This is a genomic window from Hymenobacter agri (assembly GCF_054778495.1).
Window position 1 is genome coordinate 1 of record NZ_BAAGZM010001117.1, and the last position, 794, is coordinate 794.

A 794-nucleotide genomic window follows, 5' to 3' on the forward strand; every position below is an offset into this window, starting at 1 on the left:
TGCCCCGCCTGACGACGGCCCAGCGCGACGCCCTCACCGCCAGCACCACCGCCCCGCCCGTGGCTGGCCTGCTCATTTACCTCACCGATGGCACGCCCGGCCTGTATGCCTACGACGGCAGCGCCTGGGTGCGCCTCGGGGCCGACAACCTGGGCAACCACACCGCCACTCAAACCCTGAGCCTGAACTCGCAGCGCCTGCTCGGCGACGTGGGCACCTCCCTGGGCGACTCCACCGCCCAGGTCGAGCTGAACGCCAGCGTGGGCACGCAGAGCGCCGCGCTCATCACCCGCAGCAACTTCGGGGCGAAATACACGCGCACCATCCTCTCGGGCTATGGCAAGCTGCCCGACGGCACTAATACGGCCAATGACTACGGCATCTGGGCTACGACCTACCGCGGCGGCGGCTGGGCGGGCTTTTTCTCGGCCGGCAGCACCACCACGCCCCTGCGCTGGGTGGGCATCTGCCAGAACCCGGGCTACAACAGCACCGGCTCGGCCATCCGCATCGTCGACGGCACCCAGGCGGCGGGCAAGGTGCTGACCTCGGACGCCATCGGCTACGGCACCTGGAAGCCAGTGCCGATAACGGCGGCCACCGGCAACTTCGACCTGGGGCCCTACTACCTGGTGGGCAACGGCGGCGGCGTGGGCATTGCCATTAGCAGCGCGGGCCGGGTGGGCATCAACACTCCCACGCCCTACTCGCAGCTGGCCAACACGGCCGTCAACATTTGGGGCAGCGACGGCGCCGGCGGCAACAGCGGCTCGCTGGCCTGGGCCGCCAACCAG

1 pseudogene is annotated in these 794 nt (G+C 70.0%); it reads left to right on the top strand.

What is annotated here, in order from left to right:
• Positions 1-794: pseudogene (locus tag ACYVDE_RS24815) on the top strand (hypothetical protein); the annotation flags it as partial.